The organism is Mesorhizobium sp. RCC_202 (genome assembly GCF_041355295.1).
GTDB lineage: Bacteria > Pseudomonadota > Alphaproteobacteria > Rhizobiales > Rhizobiaceae > Mesorhizobium.
The window spans coordinates 38,387-53,302 of the sequence record NZ_JBFUPO010000017.1 but is presented as its reverse complement, the minus strand read 5'-3'; the positions used below and the strand labels follow the sequence as shown (position 1 = coordinate 53,302).

The window sequence follows — 14,916 nt, the reverse complement described above, 5'->3', positions numbered from 1 at the left end:
CCGTCAGGCCGCGCTTGCTGAGGCCCGTGCCAGCTCGCTGGTCAGGTCGCCATACCCGGTGGCCCGACGCTCATAGGCGAGGCCGAGCATGACTGCTGCCTTCTCGGCGACCTTGTCGAGTTCCGGATCGTCGGTCTGGGCGAGGTAGATCAGCTTCTCGTAATTGCCGAAATAATCCTTGATCAGCTCGGGATGCCTGTCGAGGCCGAGCGGCTTGATGAAGAAGGCCTCGAACTGGCGGCAGAGGAAGTCGGTCATGTAGAACGACATCATGTCGTCGTCGCCGACCTTCGCGTAAGCGTCCATGCCCTGGTAGAAGGCGAAGCAATGCGGCCCGGCCATGCGTTCGACGCCATGCTTCTCGATGACGCGATCGAGCAGGCCGCCGGTGCCGCAATCGGCATAGCCGACGAAGATGTGGCTGTAGCCTTCCGCCTTGGCCTTTTCGATCGCCTTGTCCATCGCCGGCGCAATGCGGTCGGGATAAAAATGGAACTCGGCAGGCAGACAGGTCAACTCGAGATGGTCGAGCTTTAGCTGCTGCTTGACGGCCAAAACTTCGCGCGCAATCATTCCGCAGGCGATGACGAGCAGCCTGTCTGTTTGATTCGGTTCTGTTTTTTGCGTCTTGACCAAGTCGGGCCGGCTTTCGCTGCGGGCTTATTTATCTGTCGAGGGAGACACCGTTCATGAAACTGCTACGCATCGCGCCGATCGCCATCCTGGCCTGCGCGCTCGCACTCACCGCCTGCGCCAACACCATCCGTGGCGTCGGCAAGGACGTCAAATCGACGGCTAGGGCGGTCAAAGACACTGTCAACTGATCGGCAGCCTCGTCCATCATCTGGGAACAAAAAAGCCGCGCTGCAAGGCGCGGCTTTTCCTATCGATCCATCCTGATGCCTTGAGTCAGGCGGACTTGGGGTCAGGCGGAAGCGCGCACGTTATGCTTGCGCTTCATGAAATCCTTGGCGGTCTCGACCGCCACCGCGGCATCGCGGCAATAGGCGTCGGCGCCGACGGCCTTGCCGAATTCCTCGTTGAGCGGCGCGCCGCCGACGAGAACGACATAGTCGTCGCGGATGCCCTTTTCCTTCATCGTGTCGATGACGACCTTCATGTAGGGCATGGTGGTGGTGAGCAGCGCCGACATGCCGATGATGTCGGGCTGATGCTGCTCGATGGCGTCGAGATATTTCTCGACCGCATTGTTGATGCCGAGGTCGATGACGTCGAAGCCGGCACCTTCCATCATCATGCCGACGAGGTTCTTGCCGATGTCGTGGATGTCACCCTTGACGGTGCCGATCACCATCTTGCCCTGCTTGGGCGCGCCGGTGGCGGCGAGCAGCGGGCGCAGGATGAACATGCCGGCCTTCATGGCGTTGGCCGAGAGCAGCACTTCGGGAACGAACAGGATGCCGTCGCGGAAATCCTCGCCGACGATGCGCATGCCTTCGACCAGCGCTTCGGTCAGCACCTTGTAGGGCGCCCAGCCGCGATCGAGCAGGATGCGGGTGCCTTCCTCGATCTCTTCCTTCAGCCCGTCATAGAGATCGTCGTGCATCTGTTGCACGAGTTCGTCGTCGGAAAGCTCGGAAAGGATGATCTCGTCGTCGGACATTTTTCTCGGGCTCCTTGCTGCTCGGACTGACTGCGGCAGCTTAAAAATCGATGCGCCAATACCTAACCCGCCAGGGCCGTGCATCCATAGCTGATTTGCGACTTCCCGCAAAAGGAAAGCGACTGAAAAATTAGCGCTTTTCTTGTCGATTTTGCGACAGGCGTTGGCGCTGGCTGGCCGTTTCGAATAGAGTGCATGGCTACGATCCGGCAAGACGCGGCGGCGAGGCGCCGCAAGCCAATTCGGGCCAGGTTATAGGAAGCACGATCATGAGCGAGAACGCGGCAGTCGACCAGGAAGCGTCCAATGCGCGACGCGGACGCGGCGCCAGTGGCGGAGCGGCGGCAAGGCGCGCGGCGCGCGCCGGCGGCGGTCCAGGCACCCAGCTCACCTACATCAAGCGCAAGATCAACGTCTATGAAGTCCTCAACGAGGAAGGCCTGGCGCTGATCGAGAAGAATACCGACACGGTGCTGGAAGAGATCGGCATCATTTTCCGCGATGACGCTGAAGCCCTGCAATTGTGGAAAGAAGCCGGCGCCGACATCAAGGGCGAGCGCGTGCACTTCCCCAAGGGCCTGTGCCGCTCGCTGCTGAAGACCGCGCCGCCCATCTATACCCAGCATGCGCGCAACCCCGAGCGTTCGGTGCAGATCGGCGGCAACGCGACGGTGTTCGCGCCGGTCTATGGCCCGCCCTTCGTGCGCGACCTCGACGGCAACCGCCGCTACGCCACGATCGAGGATTTCCAGAATTTCGTGAAGCTCGCCTATATGGCGCCGTCGATCCATCATTCGGGCGGCACTGTCTGCGAGCCGGTCGACGTGCCGGTCAACAAGCGTCACCTCGACATGGTCTACAGCCATATCAAATATTCCGATAAGCCGTTCATGGGCTCGGTCACCGCGCCGGAACGGGCCGAGGATACCGTCGCGATGGCCAAGATCGTGTTCGGCGACGATTTCGTCGAAAACAACACGGTGCTGACCAGCCTGATCAACGCCAACTCGCCGATGGTGTTCGACGAGACCATGCTCGGTGCGCTGAAGGTCTATTCGCGCCACAACCAGGCCTGCATCGTCACGCCGTTCATCCTGGCCGGTGCGATGAGCCCGGTGACGGTTGCCGGCACGCTGACACAGGTGCTGGCCGAAGTGCTGGCGGGCGCTTCGTTCACGCAGCTGATCCGTCCCGGCGCTCCAGTGCTGTTCGGCACCTTCGCATCGTCGATCTCGATGCAGTCGGGCGCGCCTACTTTCGGCACGCCGGAGCCGTCGCTGGTCTCCTATGGCGCCGCCCAACTCGCGCGCCGCCTCGGCCTGCCGTTCCGCACCGGCGGTTCGCTCTGCGCGTCCAAGGTTCCGGATGCGCAGGCGGCCTATGAAAGTGCCAACACGCTCAACTCGACCATCCTTGCCGGCACCAATTTCGTGCTGCATTCGGCCGGCTGGCTCGAGGGCGGTCTGGCCTCCTGCTATGAAAAATTCATGATGGATATCGACCAGCTCGGCATGCAGCAGAAGTTCGCCGAAGGCGTCGATCTGTCGGAAAACGGCCAGGCGATGGACGCCATCCGCCAGGTCGGCCCGGGCAGCCACTATCTCGGCTGCGACCACACCCAGGCGAATTTCCAGACCGCCTTCTACCGTTCCAACATCGCCGACAACAATTCCTACGAGCAGTGGCTGGCCGAGGGCGAAAAGACCGCGCCCCAACGCGCTAACGATCTCGCACGCCGCTGGCTGGAAAGCTATGAGGCGCCGTTCCTCGACCCGTCCATCGACGAGGCGCTGAAGGACTTCATCGCCAAGAAGAAGGGGTCGATGCCCGACGCCTTCACTTGAAAGGAGCCCGAGTCAGGCGGGGCTAAAGTCGCCAACATCATCCACAAGGAAGTCTGGCGGAGCGCCTTCTCCGACCCGGACAAGAAGGGATGACGCTTTCGCGCGGCCCGGTCGAGGAGATCGCGACCGCGCTGGCGGCCAATGGCCTGATCCTGCGCGGCGGCTTTAATTTTCCCGATGGCGAGGACCCCCCGATCGGCCCATCCGGCGTCCGTGCAAAATCGGTGTTGCTGGTCGGGCAGGCTGGCGCGGCGCCCTGGCCGCATTTCCTGCGCTGGCGGGAAAAGCAGCCACAGGCGCTCGCCAATCCGCTCGATAGCTGGTCGCGCGAGACGATCGGCGCTGTCGCGGCGGAATTCGGCGCACGCGCCGTGTCGCCTTCCGACAGGCCTTACCTGCCGTTCCAGCAATGGGCGATGCGGGCGGAAGGGCTGAAACCGTCGCCACTCGGTATCCTCATGCATCCGCAATACGGGCTCTGGCACGCCTATCGCGGCGCATTGCTGTTCGAGGACGAGCTTGCGCTCGCCGAACCTCATGCAGCGATTCATCTTTGCGACACATGCATCGATAAACCTTGCCTGAAATCCTGCCCGGTCGACGCCTATTCGAGGGATGGCTTTTCCTACCAGTCCTGTCTGGCGCATGTGCGGGGCGCGAATGGCGCGCCGTGCCGCGACGGCGGTTGCCTTGACCGCAATGCCTGTCCTTACGGCACGTCCTATCGCTATCCGGCGCACGTGCAGGCCTTCCATATGAGGGCTTTTGCGCGCTAGCCGGCAAGCTTCTCCGGTCTCAGGACTTCCGGCCGAAGGCGAGGCCAGCCGCATGGAACAGACCCATCAGCAGAACGCCGATGGCAGCCGAGACCAGCGAAATGATGGGATACTGCGCGAAATTGGCCATGTAGGCGAAGAGGCTCGCTACAACCAAGCTCGTCCAGCCCGCAATCAGATTGGGGATAGCGGAGTTGCCAAACAGGCAAGGGTAGGAGCCCTTGGTTATCCCACTGACGAAATGCGGGACGCCGTTGGAGCCAAAAACGCCTGCGAGAAAAGCAAGCAATGCAGTCAGCCACATAGAAGCTTCGTCTCTCAGGCCAGGTGGAAGAGTGTCAAATTGCGCAGAAGCCAAGCAAAAGCCAAGGGCGATACGCATTTGTGAACATGGCTGGTCGACCATTGACTTGCCCGACGGTCGCGCACGGATATGTATCTCTCGACAAGAAAACGGAGCGTCCATGGCCAAGCAGCAGATCGAGATCGAAACCAGGGACGGCAAGGCGAAAGCCGGGCTTTTCCGACCGTCCGGCGCAGCCAAGGCCGGCGTGATCGTCTATATGGACGCGTTCGGGCCGCGGCCGGTGCTGGATCAGATGGCCGGGCGTCTGGCCGGTCACGGCTATGCCGTTTTGGTGCCCGACCTTTTCCACCGCAACGCGCCCTATGGGCCGTTCGACGCCAAGACCGCCTTCACGGTAGAGGAAACCAAGACCAGGCTGATGGCGCTGGTGAGCGGCACCACTCAGGAGATGACCATCCGCGACAGCGAGGCGTTCCTGGATGCTTTGAAGGCGGAAGGCATCGATGGGCCTGTCGGTGTCGTCGGCTACTGCATGGGCGGCGCGCGGGCGCTGAACGCGGCGGCCACCTATCCCGACCGTATCGCCGCGGCTGCGAGTTTTCATGGCGGCAATCTGGCCAGCGAGGCGCCAGACAGTCCGCACCGCAAGGCGGCCTCGATCGAGGCGCGCGTCTATGTCGGCACCGCCGGCGTCGACCGCAGCTTCCCGCCGGAACAGTCGGCGCGGCTGGCGGAAGCGCTGCGGGTGGCCGAGGTCGACCATGTCATCGAGAACTATGTCGGTGTAGGGCATGGCTGGTGCGTGCCGGACCATAGCGTCTATGACGAGGTGGGCGCCGAGCGGCACTGGAAGCGGCTGACGGCCTTTTTCGGCGAGACGCTGGGCTGAGTCTCCGCGCGCGCATTGCCTGAAGGGCGCCTCGTGGTGCGAACCTTCGAAGGTTGGCGCCGCCCCTCATCCGCCCTTCGGGCAGCTTCTTCCCGTGAAACGGGGAGAAGGAAGAAAATGGAGCCGCAAAAAAATCTTTGCATCGCCCCAAGGATTGGTCATTAGCCTTCGTCCAACAGGCAAATGATGGCGATGATGCTGGACGACAGCGATGCCTCCGATGCCGAATTGATCGGGCGGGCGAGGGGCGGAGACAAAGGGGCTTTCGGCATATTGCTCGAAAGGCACTATGGCTTTGTCTATCGCGCCGCCTATCGCTGGTGCGGCCGCAAGGCCGACGCCGAGGACATCGCCCAGGACGTCTGCGTGCGGCTCGGCCGCGCAATCCGCGACTATCAGGGCAGCGGCGCGTTCACGACCTGGCTCTATGCCATGACGCTGAACGCGGCGCGCGACATGATGCGCAAGCGCGCCCGCGACACTGCCAAGACCGATGCCTACGGCGCCTATGCGCGGATTTCCGGCGAAGGGGCGGCTGAGCCCCAGGATCCGGCCGAAGCGTTATGGGCGGCGGTGCGCCTGTTACCCGACAAGCAACGCGACGCCGTGCTGCTGGTCTATGGTGAAGGTCTTAATCACGCGGCGGCGGCGGAGGTGATGGCGATCTCGGAGACGACGGTCTCCTGGCACATCCATGAAGCGAAGAAACGGCTGAAAGTGCTGATGCGCTCAGCCGGGGAAGTGTGACCATGGTCGACGACAACGAACTCGAAAGGCTGCGCGATCTCGCCGTGCCGGCGCCGGATAGCGAGGCGAAGGCGCGCGCGTTTGCTGCCGCCATGCAGGCTTTCGACACGAGCGAAAAAATTTCGACGGCACCCAAAGGATCGGCATCAGGCCTTCGTCTCACGGAGCGAGCACACAAGCTCTGGAGAGACATCATGCAACGCAAACTCATTGCCACCCCGGCTATCACCGCGCTGGTCGCGCTGCCCATCGCCGGTTATGCCGCTTTTGAGATGCTGAAGGAGCAGCCGCCGGTCGCTATCGACAATGGCAAGATCGCCGAGACGGTTGCCGACAAGCCGGAGGCGCAGAAGCCTGCGCCGGAGCAGCCGGCGGTCAACGAGCCGTTGGCGGCAGCACCCGCCAAGGAGAAGAAGACCGACGCCGACAGTGAGAGGCGTGTCGAAGATGAGGCGCAGGTTGCACCGGCATCCCCGCCAAAACCGGCAACTGAGGTCGACAGCCTCAAGCAGGAAATGGCCCCAGAAGCGGTGCCTGCGCCCTCGCCGGCTGGGACAGTTGGAGGCAAAGCCGGGGCGGCGGATAATGGGGTGGTGCGGATGGGTTTCTCGGCTCCGGGTGATGCCGCGAAGCTTAAACGTGCGCTCGAAGCGGTCCCCGATTCCAAGCTGATGGTGCAGCCCACGCCGATGCCATCCGATCAGTTGCAGCCGCAGGAGGAAAACCGCAATCGCATAGAGACCTTCAAGACCAATCCGGTGCATGAAACCGCGCAGGATCCGGTTTCGACCTTCTCGATCGATGTCGATACGGCGTCCTATTCCTTCGTGCGCCGTTCGCTGAAGGAAGGCGCTCTGCCGGACGCCGACACGGTGCGTGTCGAGGAAATGATCAACTACTTCCCCTATGACTGGAAGGGACCGGATTCGGCCAAGACGCCGTTCAACTCAACGGTCACCGTCATGCCGACGCCGTGGAATGAGCACACCAAGCTCATGCATGTCGCGATCAAAGGTTTCGACGTGAAGCCGGCCGAGCAACCGAAGGCCAATCTGGTCTTCCTGATCGATGTCTCAGGCTCGATGGACGAGCCGGACAAGCTGCCGCTGCTGAAGTCGGCCTTCCGAATGCTGGTCAACAAGCTCAAGGCCGACGACACCGTCTCGATCGTCACCTATGCAGGCAATGCCGGCACGGTGCTGATGCCGACCAAGGCGGCGGAGAAAGAGAAGATCCTTGCGGCCATCGACAACCTCGAGCCGGGCGGCTCGACGGCCGGCGAGGAAGGCATTCGCGAAGCCTACAAGCTTGCCCAGCAATCCTTCGTCAAGGGCGGCGTCAACCGGGTGATGCTTGCCACCGACGGCGATTTTAACGTCGGCCAGACCGACGACGACGATCTCAAGCGGCTGATCGAGACGGAGCGCAAGACCGGCGTGTTCCTGTCGGTGTTCGGCTTCGGCCGCGACAACCTCAACGACCAGATGATGCAGACCATCGCCCAGAACGGCAATGGCACGGCCGCCTATATCGACACGCTGGCCGAGGCGCAGAAGGTGCTGGTCGACGATGCGTCCTCGACACTGTTCACGATCGCCAAGGACGTCAAGATCCAGGTCGAGTTCAACCCGGCCACGGTGTCGGAATATCGGCTGGTCGGCTACGAGACCCGGGCGCTGAACCGCGAGGACTTCAACAACGACCGCGTCGACGCCGGCGATATCGGCTCGGGCCATGCAGTGACCGCGATCTACGAGATCACGCCCAAGGGCAGCGGCGGCGAGCAGGTCGATCCGCTCCGCTACGGCCAGGCCAAGGTCGACAATGGCGGCGTCGCCAATGCCGGCGAATATGCCTTCGTCAAGATCCGCTACAAGCTCCCGGACGAGAATGTCTCGAAGCTGATCACCACGCCGGTGACGGCCGCCAACGAGGTTTCCTCTTTTGACCAGGCAGGCACAGACCAGCGCTTCTCGGTTGCGGTCGCGGCTTTCGGCCAGAAGCTGCGTGACGAGGACCAGACGGCGAATTTCGGCTACGACCGGATCGCCGAGATCGCCAACGCCGCGCGCGGCGCCGATCCGTTCGGCTACAGGGCCGAGTTCCTGTCGCTGGTGCGGCTGGCTTCTTCGCTGGGCGCCAGCAAGTAAGGCATTTTGCATCGAACGCGGGGCCGGCGGGACAAATCCGCCGGCCTTCCGCGATCGTTAAATTGCGTGGCTTTTCCGGAACCTGATCGCAATGACCCTCTGTTAGCACTGCCGATAGAGGGGTCTGAGGGAATAGCAGTGCATATCACGACGACCGGGAACGCGAATGCAACGGCGGCGAACGCGCCGATACGCAAAGAAGCTGCTCCGTCGGCGGAATCCACACGCATCAGGAATGATGTCGACGCGGCCCGCAACACTGCGCTCTCGGCGCTGAACAACGACCGCTTCCACTCGATGCTGGAGCAGATCAGCGACGCGAGTTCGTCCGGTGCCCTCATGGCGATGAGCACCGACAATCAGAATGTCGTCGATTTCAACACAGCGCTGTCGCGCTACGCCGAAAACAGCAAGTAGAACCCGCTATCAGGCACGGCCGCGTCGGCGCTCGCGGCGTGCTTCGCTGGTCTCGGCCGTGTTTGCCGTCGCCACCTTGTTGCGCATCGGGCCGATGCGCTCGACGATCGTCTGGACAGTCGGGCGGTCAGCCTTGGTGTGCGCGTCGAGCGCCTTGCGCATTGCGGCGAGATGAGCGAACGAGGTGCCGCAGCAGCCACCGACGATTTTCGCGCCGCCATCGACCGCCAGCCTGACATAGTCGGCCATCAATTCCGGCGTGCCGGAATAATGGATCTCGGTGCTGCGGAATTCCGGAATGCCGCAATTGCCTTTGACGATGACGGTAGCTTCCGGCTTTGCCTCGGTCATGTCGAGCAGCGAGGCCAGGATGTCGGAAGCGCCGACACCGCAATTGGCGCCGACGCCGAGCGGCACCTGCGACAGGCCGTCGACGACGCCATGGATATCCTTCGGCAGCAGCCCCATCATGGTGCGGCCGGCAGTGTCGAAGGAGCCGGTATAGGTGTAGGGCAGGCCGACGCGGATCGCGGCTTCCGCGGCGGCGCGGATTTCGTCGGGCGCCGACATGGTCTCGATCCAGGCGACTTCGGCGCCGCCGGCCTTTAAGCCTTCGATCTGCTCAGCAAAGGCCTCGACCGCTTCGTCATAGGTCATGGCGCCAAGCGGCACCAGCAATTCGCCTGTAGGGCCGACCGAGCCGGCGACGATCACCTTGCGGCCGGCCTTGTCGGCGACGGAACGGGCGATCTCGGCGGCGCGCTTGTTCAGCTCGAAAACACGGTCCTGCGCATGATGCAGCTTCAGGCGGTGGCGGGTGCCGCCGAAGGAGTTGGTGAGGATGATGTCGGCGCCGGCATCGACGAAATTCTGGTGCAGGCTGGCGATGGTGTCGGGCGCGGTATCGTTGAGCAACTCCGGCGCCTCGCCGGCCTCCAGACCCATCGCGAACAGGTTGGTGCCGGTGGCGCCGTCGGCCAGAAGCACGCCCTTTTCGGCAAGCAGTGCGTCGATCGGATTGGTCGCGGTCATGGCGATAGCTTTCGTGCCGAAATTGGAATAAGGATATGGAATTGGAATAAGGATATAAACAAGTCTTTATGTCCAGTCAACGAATTTGCGCCCGAATTCGCCTGCTGCTTACGCAGCCGAACTGATCTCGACCTCGATCTCGGTGCAGGCATCGCCATTGGTCGGGTGATGGTCGACCGAGCAAGCGGTGACGACAAGCAGGAGATCCTGCTCCGCGCGCAAGGTGACATAGCCGCCGGGCGGATTGATCGAGGCCTCGACCACCAGCGTGCCGTCCGGCTGCGGCAAGGAATTCTGGAACAGATCGACCGGGTCGGGCGCAAAAGGCAGCTCGATGCCTTCACCAGCCAACGCCGTCATCAGATTGTCGCGGCAGTTCGGGTGGTTCGGCAGGCCGGCCCGCTCGTAAAGCGCGTTGTCGCAAGCCGGGTAGAGCATGTCATGTGGGCCGGGCGATGCGTCCTCGACCAAGGTCAGCATGATCTTGCCGGCGGCGCTGTAGAAATGCTCGCCCGATTTGGGAAACAGCCGTTCGACGATGTCGCGTGTCTGCGAGGTGCTCAGCCAGTCGAGTTTGCCATCGGTCGAGAAGGCCCAGAGGTCGGAGACCTGCTGTCCACGGGGGTCGATGACGCGGATGAGATCGCCACGCTTGACGCGTATGGCGCGGCCTGATTGCGGAGGAACGACGATGCGAGCAGGTTCTTGCATGGATTTCCCTGAAACGATGAACATCCGGCCCTGACACGGCCCGGTCCTGCCAGCATCGCAACGACGACCGCGGTCAGACAGTGCCTGATGGGAACGACATGCCGGCCAGATTGCGCGCGAAGGCGGCGGCCTCATGCGGGTTGACGTCGGCAGCGCGGATCAGATTGTCGAAATGCTGGGTCAGCGCCTGGATCGGCTGGGTGGCGTTGAGCACGACGTACATGTCGCCGACATAGATGGCGGCGCGGTAGGGGCCGAAGATGGTCAGCGGGATGGAGTAGCGCATGCGGCCGTCATAGAGGAACAGACGGAACGTCGGGTATAGATCGTCAAGCAGCGTCGCCATGTGATCGAGCTGCTGCCGGCGATCGACTTCCGGAAAACGGTCCCAGACACCGAGGCCACGCGCAAAAATCTCCAGTGTGTGGCGCGGCATGCAGACCTCCATGTCTGTCTCCGGACGCCGGTTGTACTCGATGCGATACTGCGTCTCGCTGGCCTGTGCCGAACGGCTGCGGTTGGTGATGTTGGCTTCGTAATCGACCAGCTGGCGCGTGCGCAGAAGATCGGGGATGCCGGCCGGCACATAGCGAATCTTGGTGCCGGCGGCCTCGGCGAACCATTTGGCCAGCAGCGTGCGGTCGAAGCCGTCCGGGGCCTCCTCGATCTCCAGGCTTTCGCGGATTTCGCCGGTGACGCCTTCGTCCTGGCTCAGACCAAGCAACCAGTCGAGCGAGACCTTGAACTCGGCGGCTATGTTGAGCAGCGTCTCGGCGCGCGGCAAGCGGGTCGAAGCGCCGGACATCAACTGCGACAACGCCGATCGATCGATGCCGACAGCGGACGCGAAGGCCGCCTGGTTGAGGTCGGAACGTGTCAGGAGCAGCTTCAGCCGCTCCCGGAAGATTGCTGACAGGTCCCGTTTGTCCACCCTTCGTCCTCCCTAGACTTTGAGGAAAAATTTGCGCCGATGCCCGCTTAACAGGCGCTCCAGGCGTAAATGAATCCCTAAGGTTGTTCACAATGTGCAACATATGCGGCTAAAAATGCGCAGACGCAACATTTTGTGCACTTTGTCGCGTTGAGTGGAATCGTTTCTCCTGACATTATGCTGTCAGGAACCAGTTGGGGTTCCGGCGACTGAGGGGCAGTGGTCGATAGCATGACAAGCAGTGCAGGCATCCGTCGAAGTAGCAAGCCGGCCATCGAATGGCCGACCGTGGTCCTCGCCTTCTTCTGCAACGGTACATGGCTTGTCGCCGGCTTCTTTCTCTGGCCCTCCTATCCCATTCTCGCGCTGGCCATCCTGGCGCTGACGCTGGCGCTGCAGTCATCGATCATGCATGAAGTGCTGCATGGCCATCCGACGCGCAACGCGCTGGCCAACGAAGCTTTCGTTTTCCTGCCGATTGGCCTGACCTGGCCCTTCCGCCGCTTCAAGACCATTCATCTTCGCCATCATGCCGATGAACGGCTGACCGATCCGCTGGACGATCCCGAGAGCTATTACCAGGCGCTCTGGATGCACGAGGACATGCCGTCGTGGATGAAGTTCCTGCTCAAGGTCAACAACACGATGATTGGCCGCCTTATACTCGGCCCGTGGCTGTCCTGCATCGGCTTCTTCATCGACGACGCCAAGCACATTGTTGCTGGTGACAAGGCGATCCGCAAAGCCTGGTTGCTGCATGCCATCGGTCTTGCTTTTGTGCTGCCGGTCGTCCAGTTCGGTTTTGGCATGCCGCTTTGGCTCTACCTTCTGGTGCCGGTCTGGCTCGGACAGTCGCTGATCTCGATCCGTACCTATGCCGAGCATCAGTGGTCCGAGCACCCGGAAGGGCGCACGGTGATCGTCGAGCGCTCGCCGCTGTCGTTCCTGTTCCTCAACAACAATCTGCACTTCGTCCACCACAAGACCCCAACGGTCGCCTGGTACAGGCTGCCGAAGCTGTTTCGCGACCGTCGCGACGAGTGGCTGCGGATGAACAATGGCTATGCCTATCCGAACTATTTCGCGCTGCTCAAGGCCTATGCCTTCAAGGCGAAGGAGCCGATCGTGCATCCGGCCTTGCGACGCAGGCCGGAGCCAGGCCGGGCTTTCAAGCCGCGCATCCGGGCGCGCAGCATCAGTGGACTCGGCAGCGCGCCCGTGCCGGCCGAGCCGCCCAAGGAATAAGTCCGGGCATCCAGGAATCGGTGTCGGCCAATTCTGATTGGACGCCGCGTTTTTGCGATCCTTTCTCCAGACATGATGATTGAGTGTCGGCATGAGTGAATTGGTTGCGGCCCTGCCGATGTATGACTGGCCCGAAATGCGCGGCGAGATCGACGCGCAATGGGCGCTGCTGCGCGATGCCTTCCGAAAAAAGGGCATCGACGCGCCGCAATCGATCGTGCGCCGCAATGGCGACCTGCCGCCAGTGCCGGGTGGCATCCGCGATGCGGGCGCCGACCTGATCGCGCCCGATCCCGCGATGCTGCCGCCGGACGAACTTGACTTCCACAAGCTGTGGCTGCATCCGGCCCTGCTCTTCGCACAGACCTGCTGGGGGCCGATGGAGCTCGGCCTTTCTGGTCAGGTGCAGGTGGTCGGCCAGCCGAGCTACGACGCCTATGAGGGCGGGCAGGGCGAACTCTATTCGAGCGCCCTGGTGATGCGGACTGGCGAGGGGCCACAGATTCGCTCGCCCGCCGACGGCAAGGCTATCCTCCCGCTCGATCTGATGCGCGGCAAGCGCTTCACCTTCAACAGCCTCGATTCCATGTCGGGCATCATCGCGCTGACGCGCGATCTTCAAGCGGTAGGTGAAAGCCTGGATATCTTTTCATCGCGCAGCGAAAGCGGCGGCCACCGGGGCTCGATCGTCGCCGTCGCCGAGGGCAAAGCGGATGTCGCCGCGATCGACTGCGAAAGCTGGGCGCTGGCGCAGCGTTTCGAGCCGGCGGCGCGCAAGGTCGTGATCGTCGGCTGGACGGCAAGGCGCAAAGGCCTGCCCTATATCACTGCCCGGACAACACCTGGAAAGACCCTCAGCGCCATGCGCGAAGCCCTTGCCGGCTTAGCCGAGCAGCCTCGCATCCAGCTTGTAGGTTGAAAGCTGCTGATTGCCGGTTTCGGTGATCAGGATCTGCTCCTCGATCTTTACGCCCTCGCGGCCGCCGAGCCTGCCGATATAGCTTTCCACGCACAGCACCATGCCGGGTTCGAGCACGCCGTCGGGTGTGTCGGCGGTCCAGTCGCTGGCATGCGGCAGCGTCGGGTATTCGTCGGCCAGGCCGACGCCGTGATAGAGCACGCCGTAGCGGGTCGGGAAGCAATCGCCCGGCGGCACGGCGGAGCGTTCGACTAGATCGCGAAAAGATACGCCCGGCTGCATCAGCTCGGTGTTGTGGGCGATCTGGTCGGCGGCGATGCGGAACAGGTCGCGCTGCTCGTTCGATGGTTTTTTGTCGCCGCACAGCCAGGTGCGCGACAGGTCGGCGCAAAAACCGTAAGGGCCGATCAGGTCGGTGTCGAAAGCGACAAGGTCGCCATTCTCGATGACGCGCGAGGAGCATTCCTGGAACCAGGGGTTGGTGCGCGGACCCGACGCCAGCAGCCGCGTCTCGATCCATTCGCCACCGCGCGCGATGTTGCCGCGATGCAGTTCAGCCCACAATTCGTTCTCGGAAATGCCCGGCTTGAGCGCTGCTTCCATCTCGCCCATCGCCGCTTCGCAGGCGACGATCGAACGACGCATGGCCAGGATTTCGTCGGTCGACTTGATCAGCCGCGCGTTCTCCATGACGGCTTCGCCATTGCCGATGGAGACACCAAGGCGGGCGAGTTCCTCGACACCTTCGGGGTTGATGTGGTCGACGGCGATACGCCGGTTGCCGCCGCCATGCTCGGCGACCAGATCGGCAATGCCGGCGGCCCAGCGGCGAACCTTCTGCTCGGTAAGCTCGCCGCCGTAAAGATACATCCACGAAATCGCCGGCCGCACCTCGTCGACGACGCCGGAATGGTCGGACAGATGCTCGCAGGAGAAATAGTCGAACAGCACCACCGGGCCTTCCGCTGCAACGAAGCAGTGCCGGGTCGGATTGTGCGCGACCCAGAGCTGCATATTCGTCGAGTCGGTGGCGTAGCGGATGTTGACCGGGTCGTAGAGCAGGGCGCCGGCATAGCCGCGGCGCTTCAGCTCGGCGCGGATGCGCTGCAGCCGGTATTTCCGCATCGCCGGCAGATCGGGCGCGGCAATGCCTGCCACGGCCCACTCGGCTTGCGCCTGCTCGCCATAGCCCAGAACATGCTGGTTGAGCGAGGCGGCCTTCTCACGGGAAGCCTCGCGCAACGCCTCGATCGAGCCGGGCTCGAACGGCATGATCTTGCGGTGGCGGCCGAAGCTTCCCTTTGGCGCCGCGCTGTCCATGGCC

General features: G+C 62.7%; 16 protein-coding genes. 9 read left to right on the top strand and 7 right to left on the bottom strand.

What is annotated here, in order from left to right:
* Positions 1-3: 3 nt before the first annotated feature.
* Positions 4-636, bottom strand: coding sequence for a DUF1638 domain-containing protein (locus AB6802_RS28110; RefSeq protein WP_371013467.1), 633 nt, complete (start codon positions 634-636; stop codon positions 4-6).
* Positions 637-689: 53 nt separating this feature from the next.
* Between AB6802_RS28110 and AB6802_RS28105 the strand changes: the two genes are divergently transcribed.
* Positions 690-824, top strand: coding sequence for an entericidin A/B family lipoprotein (locus tag AB6802_RS28105; RefSeq protein WP_041003961.1), 135 nt, complete (start codon positions 690-692; stop codon positions 822-824).
* 101 nt (positions 825-925) lie between these two features.
* On the opposite strand, the gene AB6802_RS28100 is transcribed toward AB6802_RS28105, so the two are convergent.
* Positions 926-1,624, bottom strand: coding sequence for a B12-binding domain-containing protein (locus AB6802_RS28100; protein ID WP_149905338.1), 699 nt, complete (start codon positions 1,622-1,624; stop codon positions 926-928).
* Between the two features lie 269 nt (positions 1,625-1,893).
* Here AB6802_RS28100 and AB6802_RS28095 point away from each other — a divergent pair, with 269 nt between their 5' ends.
* Positions 1,894-3,468, top strand: coding sequence for a trimethylamine methyltransferase family protein (locus AB6802_RS28095; protein ID WP_371013466.1), 1,575 nt, complete (start codon positions 1,894-1,896; stop codon positions 3,466-3,468).
* 89 nt (positions 3,469-3,557) lie between these two features.
* On the top strand, positions 3,558-4,244 hold the full coding sequence (locus tag AB6802_RS28090) for a hypothetical protein (RefSeq protein ID WP_371013465.1): 687 nt from the start codon (positions 3,558-3,560) through the stop codon (positions 4,242-4,244).
* A 19-nt stretch (positions 4,245-4,263) separates the two neighbouring features.
* On the opposite strand, the gene AB6802_RS28085 is transcribed toward AB6802_RS28090, so the two are convergent.
* Positions 4,264-4,650 (bottom strand): hypothetical protein, encoded by a 387-nt coding sequence (locus tag AB6802_RS28085; protein WP_371013464.1) that lies wholly within the window; start codon positions 4,648-4,650, stop codon positions 4,264-4,266.
* Between the two features lie 58 nt (positions 4,651-4,708).
* On the opposite strand from AB6802_RS28085, the gene AB6802_RS28080 reads away from it, so the two are divergent.
* From AB6802_RS28080 to AB6802_RS28065, 4 genes are all read left to right on the top strand, one after another.
* Positions 4,709-5,440, top strand: a complete 732-nt coding sequence (locus tag AB6802_RS28080) for a dienelactone hydrolase family protein (protein ID WP_371013463.1) — start codon at positions 4,709-4,711, stop codon at positions 5,438-5,440.
* A gap of 186 nt (positions 5,441-5,626) precedes the next feature.
* A complete protein-coding gene (locus AB6802_RS28075; RefSeq protein ID WP_371013462.1) occupies positions 5,627-6,187 on the top strand; it encodes an RNA polymerase sigma factor in 561 nt (186 codons plus the stop codon).
* 2 nt (positions 6,188-6,189) lie between these two features.
* Positions 6,190-8,337, top strand: a complete 2,148-nt coding sequence (locus tag AB6802_RS28070; RefSeq protein ID WP_371013461.1) for a von Willebrand factor type A domain-containing protein — start codon at positions 6,190-6,192, stop codon at positions 8,335-8,337.
* 138 nt (positions 8,338-8,475) lie between these two features.
* Positions 8,476-8,754: a hypothetical protein gene (locus tag AB6802_RS28065; RefSeq protein ID WP_371013460.1), complete on the top strand. Its 279-nt coding sequence runs from the start codon at positions 8,476-8,478 to the stop codon at positions 8,752-8,754.
* Between the two features lie 9 nt (positions 8,755-8,763).
* Here AB6802_RS28065 and bmt read toward each other — a convergent pair whose 3' ends face one another.
* The 3 genes from bmt to AB6802_RS28050 form a co-directional block, all read right to left on the bottom strand.
* On the bottom strand, positions 8,764-9,786 hold the full coding sequence (gene bmt, locus AB6802_RS28060) for a betaine--homocysteine S-methyltransferase (RefSeq protein WP_371013459.1): 1,023 nt from the start codon (positions 9,784-9,786) through the stop codon (positions 8,764-8,766).
* Positions 9,787-9,894: 108 nt separating this feature from the next.
* Entirely contained in the window at positions 9,895-10,497 is a 603-nt protein-coding gene (locus tag AB6802_RS28055) for a DUF1989 domain-containing protein (RefSeq protein WP_371013458.1), read from the bottom strand.
* A 73-nt stretch (positions 10,498-10,570) separates the two neighbouring features.
* Positions 10,571-11,428 (bottom strand): helix-turn-helix domain-containing protein, encoded by an 858-nt coding sequence (locus tag AB6802_RS28050; RefSeq protein WP_371013457.1) that lies wholly within the window; start codon positions 11,426-11,428, stop codon positions 10,571-10,573.
* Positions 11,429-11,659: 231 nt separating this feature from the next.
* Between AB6802_RS28050 and AB6802_RS28045 the strand changes: the two genes are divergently transcribed.
* On the top strand, positions 11,660-12,673 hold the full coding sequence (locus tag AB6802_RS28045) for a fatty acid desaturase (protein WP_371013456.1): 1,014 nt from the start codon (positions 11,660-11,662) through the stop codon (positions 12,671-12,673).
* 91 nt (positions 12,674-12,764) lie between these two features.
* Positions 12,765-13,592, top strand: coding sequence for a phosphate/phosphite/phosphonate ABC transporter substrate-binding protein (locus AB6802_RS28040; protein WP_371013455.1), 828 nt, complete (start codon positions 12,765-12,767; stop codon positions 13,590-13,592).
* Here AB6802_RS28040 and AB6802_RS28035 read toward each other — a convergent pair.
* Positions 13,557-14,912 carry a M24 family metallopeptidase gene (locus AB6802_RS28035; protein WP_371013454.1) on the bottom strand — a complete coding sequence of 452 codons (1,356 nt, stop codon included), beginning with the start codon at positions 14,910-14,912 and terminating at the stop codon, positions 13,557-13,559. The genes AB6802_RS28040 and AB6802_RS28035 overlap by 36 nt on opposite strands.
* Positions 14,913-14,916 lie beyond the last annotated feature (4 nt).

Bases quoted from the DNA above. Each gene is read 5' to 3' on its own strand.
- AB6802_RS28105 (WP_041003961.1), top strand. From the start codon at position 690: ATGAAACTGCTACGCATCGCGCCGATCGCCATCCTGGCCTGCGCGCTC.
- AB6802_RS28100 (WP_149905338.1), bottom strand. From the start codon at position 1,624: ATGTCCGACGACGAGATCATCCTTTCCGAGCTTTCCGACGACGAACTC.
- AB6802_RS28095 (WP_371013466.1), top strand. From the start codon at position 1,894: ATGAGCGAGAACGCGGCAGTCGACCAGGAAGCGTCCAATGCGCGACGC.
- AB6802_RS28090 (WP_371013465.1), top strand. From the start codon at position 3,558: ATGACGCTTTCGCGCGGCCCGGTCGAGGAGATCGCGACCGCGCTGGCG.
- AB6802_RS28085 (WP_371013464.1), bottom strand. From the start codon at position 4,650: ATGGTCGACCAGCCATGTTCACAAATGCGTATCGCCCTTGGCTTTTGC.
- AB6802_RS28080 (WP_371013463.1), top strand. From the start codon at position 4,709: ATGGCCAAGCAGCAGATCGAGATCGAAACCAGGGACGGCAAGGCGAAA.
- AB6802_RS28075 (WP_371013462.1), top strand. From the start codon at position 5,627: ATGGCGATGATGCTGGACGACAGCGATGCCTCCGATGCCGAATTGATC.
- AB6802_RS28070 (WP_371013461.1), top strand. From the start codon at position 6,190: ATGGTCGACGACAACGAACTCGAAAGGCTGCGCGATCTCGCCGTGCCG.
- bmt (WP_371013459.1), bottom strand. From the start codon at position 9,786: ATGACCGCGACCAATCCGATCGACGCACTGCTTGCCGAAAAGGGCGTG.
- AB6802_RS28055 (WP_371013458.1), bottom strand. From the start codon at position 10,497: ATGCAAGAACCTGCTCGCATCGTCGTTCCTCCGCAATCAGGCCGCGCC.
- AB6802_RS28045 (WP_371013456.1), top strand. From the start codon at position 11,660: ATGACAAGCAGTGCAGGCATCCGTCGAAGTAGCAAGCCGGCCATCGAA.
- AB6802_RS28040 (WP_371013455.1), top strand. From the start codon at position 12,765: ATGAGTGAATTGGTTGCGGCCCTGCCGATGTATGACTGGCCCGAAATG.
- AB6802_RS28035 (WP_371013454.1), bottom strand. From the start codon at position 14,912: ATGGACAGCGCGGCGCCAAAGGGAAGCTTCGGCCGCCACCGCAAGATC.